5 protein-coding genes are annotated in these 9,095 nt (G+C 33.5%); 1 reads left to right on the top strand and 4 read right to left on the bottom strand.

Annotation, left to right across the window (positions count from 1 at the left end; genetic code table 11):
• Positions 1-108: 108 nt before the first annotated feature.
• The 3 genes from ACP6PK_RS16705 to ACP6PK_RS16695 form a co-directional block, all read right to left on the bottom strand.
• A complete protein-coding gene (locus tag ACP6PK_RS16705; RefSeq protein WP_426560995.1) occupies positions 109-1,908 on the bottom strand; it encodes a hypothetical protein in 1,800 nt (599 codons plus the stop codon).
• A 601-nt stretch (positions 1,909-2,509) separates the two neighbouring features.
• Complete coding sequence (locus ACP6PK_RS16700) at positions 2,510-3,568, bottom strand: cyclase family protein (protein ID WP_426560993.1); 1,059 nt, start codon at positions 3,566-3,568, stop codon at positions 2,510-2,512.
• A 351-nt stretch (positions 3,569-3,919) separates the two neighbouring features.
• Complete coding sequence (locus ACP6PK_RS16695; protein WP_426560991.1) at positions 3,920-4,666, bottom strand: thioesterase II family protein; 747 nt, start codon at positions 4,664-4,666, stop codon at positions 3,920-3,922.
• Between the two features lie 779 nt (positions 4,667-5,445).
• On the opposite strand from ACP6PK_RS16695, the gene rfbD reads away from it, so the two are divergent.
• Positions 5,446-6,327 carry a dTDP-4-dehydrorhamnose reductase gene (rfbD, locus tag ACP6PK_RS16690; RefSeq protein ID WP_426560989.1) on the top strand — a complete coding sequence of 294 codons (882 nt, stop codon included), beginning with the start codon at positions 5,446-5,448 and terminating at the stop codon, positions 6,325-6,327.
• 1,020 nt (positions 6,328-7,347) lie between these two features.
• On the opposite strand, the gene ACP6PK_RS16685 is transcribed toward rfbD, so the two are convergent.
• Positions 7,348-8,124 (bottom strand): LmeA family phospholipid-binding protein, encoded by a 777-nt coding sequence (locus ACP6PK_RS16685; protein ID WP_426560987.1) that lies wholly within the window; start codon positions 8,122-8,124, stop codon positions 7,348-7,350.
• Positions 8,125-9,095: the final 971 nt, after the last annotated feature.

Genomic DNA, 9,095 nt, shown 5'->3' with positions numbered 1-9,095 from the left:
TAAAGCTATCCAATTTGGGGAATTTTTCAATTTGACATAAGCTCTGAAAATCTCCAACTTTGACTCTTGAATATTGTCAGAATTTTCGACTTTTGAATGGATGACTTTTCAGTTGGATATATCAGACTTGTCAAAACTATATTGATTAGTTAAAGCTATCCAATTTGGGGAATTTTTCAATTTGACATAAGCTCTGAAAATCTCCGGCTTTGACTCTTGAATATTTTCGGAATTTTTGACTTTTGACTTTTTAATTTTAACTTCTATATATCCTTTCCAGCCTGAAAATTGATATTCTTCTCCTAATAATTCTGCTACATCAGCACGAGGAAAACCAGACATTCCAAAACCCTTAACTACATTTTCTTGATTCAAAATAACAATACATTTAATTTCAAAATTCTCTTCACTTTTAACTTCTGAATTTTGACTTTTAACTTGACTAACCCATCCATTTACTCTAGCTGTAGTTGGAGAAAATTTAGTCACATTATCAAAATATCCCTGCAAATTTTCTGGGAGTTTTGCGGTTAATAAATTAGAGTTAATTTTCTCATCTAAATTAGCGCAAAAATTATCCTGTTTTATATCTTGATGAAAAGGTACTAAACCATCAGCTTTTAAAGCATCTACTAATCCTAAAAAAGCAGCAGGTCTGTTGCCAACTTTTTCTTTAATTAAAGTCGGATCGGAAATACCAAGTTGTAACGATAATGCTACTAAAGGTTCAAAAGTTGCCCGATAAGCAATTTGTCTAAAAGTTTCCGTACCTACTTGATACATTAATATAGTTAGAACTGTCAAAACTGCCACTAATGGCATCACAAAATACCTTTGTTTTTTTGGGGTAAGTCGCTGTTTTTCTAACCATAAAAAAATCAGGATAATTAGACTTAACCAAAACAGGGAAGGTAGAGTCGCATAACGAGAAGCGATCGCTTGTTCTGCTCCAAAACCAGAACGACTAACAGCAGCCATTAAAGCAGTGCCAAAACTATAATTTATTATTGATAACCAGGGCAAAAAATCTTGAGGATAAGATAGAAATAACCAATAAATTATAAAAATTGCTGCTAAAATTAATCCTGCCCAACCTATTGCTGAAGCGACAGGAATATTATGAGTAAAAATTGCTCCTAGATAAACAGGAATATAGGCAACTATATCAATTAAATTCAGTTTAGATAATGAGGGATGGTGAGAAGGTGTTGTGTAAGTTAGGAAATAAAGACCTATTACTAAAACAGAAAAACATAGATAAGAGGTAGTAATTTTTTTTGGTAATTTATATAGAATAGCAACTGCACATAATATCGGCCAAATTCCTAGAGCGGTACTATAACTAATACATCCTAAAATTCCGAAGATTATACTGGCAATAGCAAATCTATTTTGTAGAAATTCTAGTAATTTTTTTACACAAAAAATTGAGGCAATAACAAACAAATTAGCAATTACCCAATGTACTCCACTATATCCACGCATCCAGTTATGAGCAGCAGCGGGGGTAAAGTTAAAAACCGAGATAAATAAAATTAATAATAAAAGTATCGAACGATATTTTTTGAGAGTATTCGGTACTAATGCTATTAACAAAATTCCCTGAATAGAAGCTAGGAAAAATGTAGCTACACACAACCCAATATTGGAACCTTTGGTAGCCAGAATATTTAGGGCGTAAATTATGGCAGGAATTAAGACAAAATGTTCATTTGCTCGAAACATCCAGTCAAAAATATTAGTGGAAAAACCATCTATGGAATAAATATTTTTAATCATCCACCAATAATCGAAATTCAGTAGTTCCCCTGCTTTCGATATCATAAAAAGTACATAGAAAGCTGGGAGTAAAATTGCTATGGTGGTGATAATTATAAAAGTAATTTCTGACTTTTTTTTGATTAACATAAACAGTAGAACAAGACACTAATTTTGGTACGGATGGCAAGACACGGATTTTTCCACAGATATACGGATTAATTTGAAAATAGCTATCTCTATCATTTTTCCTTTTTTTTCAATATTTACTCCTTCACTCCTAGATAACTAAATTCTTATTCACTTCTTCCTACTCCCTACTCTCTAGATTAATAAACTGATTAATTTGAAAATAGCTATCTCTATCATTTTTCCCTTTTCTTTAAATATTTACTCCTTCACTCCTAATAACTAAATTCTTATTCACTTATTCAGTTATTCACTCCTTCCACTCCCTACTCCCTACTCTCTAGATTCATATAAACGGATTAATTTGAAAATAGCTATCTCTATCATTTTTCCCTTTTCTTTAAATATTTACTCCTTCACTCCTAGCTAGATCGCTAAATTTACTCTTCTTCAGGTCTGCCTTATTCACCGAAAAATTTGGGTAGTTACGCTTCCTTTTTTAAGAAGATAAAAAAAGAAGATTCCGTATTTCAACTCTCCTTATTTAACGAGGTACTAATAACTGTTAACGCAATTCCTCCGACAGGAGGCTAACTGAAATAACTACTCCCTACTCCCTAAACTAATAAATAGCAATAGGATTAGCTGGTGAACCTGTTCCACCTTTCATTTTTAGAGGTGCAAAAACAAACATAAATTCGTAAACTTTATCTTCTATTAACTGACTAACATCCAAGTTTTCAATATTAGTAATACCCTGTTTAACCATCCATTCAATATGACAGTCAAAAGGTCGATTTAGGTCTTCACCAGGAGTAGCTTCAGTTCCCCAACTATCTGACCCTACCATAGCTATTTTTAAGCTAGATAAATAACGACAGCTAGTAATACCAGGACCGGGTTCTCCAGAATTAAATATTTGACGATTTTTGGCTTTTTTTTCAGGACTAAGACTATCCCAGTCTTTTCCCCAATACTTACCATGACCTGTATGGAAAATAACTACATCCCCTTGTTTTATTGGAGCTATTTTTTGTTTTTTTATTGCTCCTTTAATATCATTAATTGTAATAATTCCTGGGTCATTTTTTTTCTTACCTTGAGGAACTGGTAAACGTTCAACTCCTCGATAACCAGCAATATCTAATAATACTCCCCTAGTCACATACCCTAACTCTCCAATCTTTTCTACTCCTAATTTATTTAACCCGTAGGATGTTCCAAATTCTTCTAAAAAGTTACCATTATAAAAATAATTTCCTTGAGAAGTCTTCACGCCAATATGACCTAAACCATCAAATTGAGTGCCAACCTGACCTAACTCAGCCATCACATATTCATCATTAGCAATAATGCTATTTTCTCCAGGAAATTTATAGGTTGGTAGGCCGGGAATTATTAATTTCCAATTACGTTGGGAAAATACCGGAGCATCACTTTGATAAACTTTGCCAAGGGTAGCTATTTTACCTTTTTTGACTAATTTTAGGGATTCTAAAACTTTTTTATTATTAATCCAATTAACTGAACCTACTTCATCATTTTTTCCAAAAATTGAAGGATTCCATCTCTGTGTTAAAGGGAGATCGTCAGCTATACTTGAGGATGAAAAACTACAGAGAGTTGATAATAGGATAAAAACAAGTATTGCGTTAAATTTGAAGTAATTAGGAATTTTCATTTTTTTCGGGAGTAGGGAATTAGTTGTCAGCATTCAGCTATTAGTTATCATCTATCAGCTTTTTAACGAATGAACTAAGCATTTGCTTAACTTCTACTACATTTTCAACCAGAGAATTGAAGCACAATAACGAGGAAATTTAGTTTTCAACTAAAGGCAATAAGACTAATAGCTAATCTTGGAAAACTGTAGCTTACTATCCACAGAAAGTCCTGTAATTCAAGGAACATTAAAGGAATAATAAATAAGGTCTTAAGCTGCCAACTTTTAAGGGGATAGAAAAAATAAAATCCCCTATTTCAAGCCTTCTATTTAACCTAGAAGCACTGATAACTGATAACTGAAATAACCTCACAGAAATTTTAAGATTGTCTCAATTAAAGTTTTTGGTTCCTTTTGGAAAAACATATGACCACCTGGAAATTCATGTAAGTCAAAAGAACCTAGAGTATAATGCCTCCATTCAAACAATTCTTTATAGTTAAGTTCACCATCATTTTTACCTCTGAAAGTAACTATGGGAAATTCAAAAGGAGGTTCACCAGATTCGATATATGTTTCGTGGAGAGTTAGGTCTGCTCGTAAAATTGGTACAAATAATTCCATTAAGTCTCGGTTTTGCAACACTGCTTCTGGGGTACCACCATAGTCACGAAATTTAGATATTAAAACCTGGTCTGACTTTTGATGAACTGGTTTATCAATGGGAATGTGAGGAGCATAACGACCAGAAAGAAATAGACCTTTGGGAATTGGCAGTTTTTCCATTCGCAGTTGACAAGCTAATTCAAAACAGATGGCGGCACCAAGACTATGCCCAAAAAAGACAAAGGGGTATTCTATAATTAATGGTTTTAATGCTTGAATCAATGGAGGTAAGAGGTTGTCCCATTTTGTAATCAGGGGTTCTTTAATTCGAGTTTCTCTTCCGGGTAGTTGTATAGCACATACTTCTATATTAGAAGGCAAGTATTTTCCCCAGAGGCGAAACAAGGAAGCACCAGAGGCCGAAGGGTGAAAACAAAAGAAACGTAGTCTAGGTTGAGGACAAGGTTGAAAAATTTTGATCCAAGGAGAGGGAGTAGTAGCAGAATTCATTAGACAAATTTACGATCTCGAAATTGGTATGACAAAAAAATCTGGCTGTTAATAAGTAAGTTCTGAAACACTTACTTAACCTATGAGTCTCAAATACTATACCAATTCCTATACTGGTAAGGTACAAAATTAGTTTCTTTTAGGCAACAAGGAACACTTAACTGGGAATACGGAATAGAATAGAAACAAAAGATAGGTGTACCTCATTATTCTGAGAAACGCTATATATAATATTATAGTTTTGTCTACTAGACATCTCCGATAATCAAAAATAAAATCAATTATCCCGTAGAAATCATCCATTATTTACCCCTACTCCCTCTTTTCAAGTAAGTTTTTGGTTTATTACTTTGTGGAAAATATTTTAATCTAGAGAGAGGAAGTAATATAGCGTTTGCCAAGCTTATGAGGTATAGTTGTATTTTTGTCTTTTTGTTCCCTGTTCCCAGTTAAGTGTTCCCTCAAACCTAAAATTTTGTACCTCACGCTTTTTGGGAATTGCTATAGTAGAATTCATTAGACGAATTTACGACCTCGAAATTGGTATAACAAAAAACTCTGGCTGTTGACTAGCAAGTTTTTCCATACTTAACCAAACCATGGGTTTCAAATACAATATCTCCAACGTTATAGTTTTTGTTTGCTAGATTAGGACTTACTATTAACAAGTATTTTATATATGATGAAATTGTAACGACTGAAAATATCAACAATAATTTATCAGAACTACTTAATGGAATTTTTCTCATCAGATAAAAAATAAAATCAAAAAATTACAAATGAAAATCCTACTAACAGGTATTAACGGACAACTAGGCCATCAACTACAACCACTCCTGACAAAAATAGGAGAAGTAACAACAGTGGGGCGAGAAAATTTAGACCTGGCAGACCCTAATGCTATATCCCAACTTATAGACCAAGTGAAACCAGAGCTAATTATCAATGCCGCAGCTTATACAGCAGTTGACAAATCTGAAAGTGAACCAGAATTAGCTCATGCTGTTAATAGTATTGCTCCAGGTATTATGGCAAAAGAGACAAAAAAATTAGGAGCAACCTTAATACACATTTCTACCGACTATGTTTTTGATGGTAGTCAAAGTAGACCATATACAGAAAATGACCTTACTAACCCACTCGGAACTTATGGTAAATCTAAGTTAGCTGGAGAAGAGGCAATTCGGGAAACAGAAGCTAATCACATTATTATTAGAACAGCTTGGGTCTATGGAGTTTATGGAAAAGGTAACTTTGTCAAAACTATGTTGCGGGTAGGTAAAGATAGGGAAGAATTAAGAGTTGTCTACGATCAGGTCGGTTCCCCAACTTGGACCGGAGATCTAGCAGAGGCGATCGCTCAAATTATTCCTCATCTTAATTCAGAAACCTATGGAACTTATCACTATACAAATAGTGGAGCTATTAGTTGGTACGATTTTGCCATGACTATTTTTGAGGAAGCAAAACAACTGGGTTTTCCTTTAAAGGTAAAACGAGTAGCTCCCATTACTACTGCTGAATATCCAACTCCAGCAAAACGACCTGCTTTTTCAGTTTTGAATAGTGGTAAAATCTCAAAAGTCTTGGGAAACCATTCTCCATACTGGCGAGATAGTTTGAGGCAAATGTTAAAACAGTTAGCTGCTTTGAGTAATTAACAATCAGCTTTTTTTGTTTTTTGGCTTCTGTAAATTTGTTTCGGATATGCTTAAAAATAGCTTTTCCAATTCATTTGAGATAGCTATCTCTATCATTATGGACTTGGAGGAAAGCATTACCCTCGCTTATCCCCTCCTAGGAGTGAAACTAAAGATGTGGGTGTAATACCATTTATCAAAAACCTTGCTATATTTGATTAGGTTTGGGTAGGGACGTTGCATAAGGGCGTCCGTACGGGAGTGTGGGAGGTGGGGGGAAGGGACATTGTATAAGGGCGTCCGTACACAGAAGAATAATGAACATTAAATGACTAATAATTAGGTAATAATTTATTTTACCTGTGTTAATTACTTGATAACTGAAGTGTCACTCAAGTATAGCATTAATGCCTGGGAATTGGTATAACACCCAATTATGGTTTGCTGAAAAAGTCTTTTTTAAGGAGTAGGGGAGTAATTTTTTTGCTCAACTATGCGCCAAAAATGCTAACTTTTTAAGCATAAAGAGCTGAAAACTACCTACTTTTTCAAGACCTAAAAATGCTAAAACTTTTATCTGTAAATTCTTTGATATTTAATCAGCAGAGCAATAATTAAAGGAATGGTAGCTAAACAAGCTAGGGTAGTCAAAAAAAACTACGGGTTATTATCTGAATGATTACTTTTAATTTATCAGCATCAGTGCCAGATAATCCAGTAGCTAAAATGTCTTTAGGATATAGATGCAGGAATAGAACCTTTCATAGCTACTTCTACAGGGAAATTAATCAAGGCTCCTTAAGTTTTTATTAGCTAAAATACAGTAGGGGGGAATGGCCATTCCCCCCTACAATTGCTGCAAAGACAATCTTGAAAAATGCTCAAACCTTTATCTGCCAATACTTTTATATTTAATTAGCAAGCCCTACTGATTATTTTGGGCAGTAAAAGGGGTGGGAAGTGTGGGAAGTGAAGTTATAGATATAAAGATATAGTATATAACCGGATTCTATTTTAACGGTGAGAGTGTCTAAATTTAATTTAGGGATTAACTATCAAGCTGCCTCCACAAATAATTTGACTAGAATCTAATGTTAATTCTTGTAGTTCAACATCGGAGCCTAAGTCAATTTTGATATTATCTGAAAAGCAATTACTAGGCTTTTGTGAAACTTGAAGATTCAAATTTTCTAGCAATAATTCACAACTACTAGCAAGTTTCAAATCAGTATGTAAACTTAAAGGAATCTTGGCATCAGATTTAGACATAACATTAGCAAAGAAACTTAGATGACCTGTAGATATTTCAGCTTTCTGGTCATACAAGCTGATAGGTTGCTCCAGGTCTGCTATAAAATCTGGCCTTAATAGTGGAGTTAAAAACTCAATAATAGCCTCAGCCAAAAGAGGAGACTCCAGACTAGCATTAAAGTCAGATTCTAGCAATTTAATCTGGCCAAATATAGGAAAAGATTCTAAAATTTGTAATGGTTTACCCTTAATAATTTGACCAATATTAATCCTCATCCCAGTAGCAGATAGCTCCACCTCAGTTAAATGTAGTCCGCGAAAAATCGCATCAGTAGAAGCAATAGAAACTTGCGGAATTTTACCTGTAAGAATTTGGCGATCGCCACCTTCAATATTAACTTTTAATTCTGCTACTTCTTCTAGTTGAGATTTTAACCAAAATTTCAAAGCAGGAGACAAACACCTACTAACAATTCTACTCTTTCTTTTAGTTAATCTTCCATTTTGACTCTCAACAGCCACATCAGAATTAGACATTTTATCCAGTTCTAGTGATTTTTTATTCATTAAAGACACGCCCTAGGTTAGTACAATTAGTTTTATGATTATTTCCAGATATAGGAAATATATAAACTAGCATATTTCACAGATTTACGGTAGGGGAAAATATCCAATTATGCAAATATAGTCATCCTCGGCACAGTTGTCTATAAAATATATGTCGATCTTCCTTTTTGACTCTCAACAGCCACATCAGAATTAGACATTTTATCCAGTTCTGGTAATTGTTTATTGATCAAAGACAGTATTAGGATTAGTATAGTTAGTTTTGTGATTATTTCCAGATATAGGAAATATATAAACTAGCAGATTTTACAGATTTAGGGTACGGGAAAATATCCAATTACAATTAGGTAAATATAGTCATCCTCGGCACAGTTGTTTAGAATGTGTAGAAAATATATCTTTATCTTCCATTTTGAATCTCAACAGCCACATCAGAATTAGACATTTTATCCAGTTCTGGTAATTTTTTATTAATCAAAGACAGTATTAGGATTAGTATAGTTAGTTTTGTGATTATTTCCAGATATAGGAAATATATAAACTAGCAGATTTTACAGATTTAGGGTATAGGGAAATATTCAATTACAATTAGGTAAATATAGTCATCCTCGGCACAGTTATGTCAAAAAAATATATACATAATTAGGCAACAACGATCATAGTTTCAGACTTTTTCTCTATTTTGATTTTTTTAACACATCGAACATCTACTCCCATACCATAATACCCATCCAAAATAATAGGTTGTCAAAAATTAATTAATCGGTAAAATGACATGAAACTACTATTAATTATGACTCTTACTTCCCCGAATATAGAGGTTATTATATTAATGAGGTAGACTATTTTTTTATCTTCTATGTTCCCTATTCTTTGTTCCCTAAAATACAAAAACTGTATATCTTGCTCATTTTAGAAATACTATATAGCGTTTCTCAAGCTTATGAGGTACACAAGCTCTTTAATTTCTT

The sequence above is a fragment of the Dapis hubbardiae BLCC-M172 genome (assembly GCF_050016015.1).
Taxonomy (GTDB): domain Bacteria; phylum Cyanobacteriota; class Cyanobacteriia; order Cyanobacteriales; family Microcoleaceae; genus Trichodesmium.
Note: the sequence above shows the minus strand (reverse complement) of the source record. Positions and strands in the feature narration are given on the sequence as shown.

Coding starts and splice junctions, on each gene's coding strand:
- ACP6PK_RS16705 (WP_426560995.1), bottom strand. CDS start 1,908: ATGTTAATCAAAAAAAAGTCAGAAATTACTTTTATAATTATCACCACC.
- ACP6PK_RS16700 (WP_426560993.1), bottom strand. CDS start 3,568: ATGAAAATTCCTAATTACTTCAAATTTAACGCAATACTTGTTTTTATC.
- ACP6PK_RS16695 (WP_426560991.1), bottom strand. CDS start 4,666: ATGAATTCTGCTACTACTCCCTCTCCTTGGATCAAAATTTTTCAACCT.
- rfbD (WP_426560989.1), top strand. CDS start 5,446: ATGAAAATCCTACTAACAGGTATTAACGGACAACTAGGCCATCAACTA.
- ACP6PK_RS16685 (WP_426560987.1), bottom strand. CDS start 8,124: ATGAATAAAAAATCACTAGAACTGGATAAAATGTCTAATTCTGATGTG.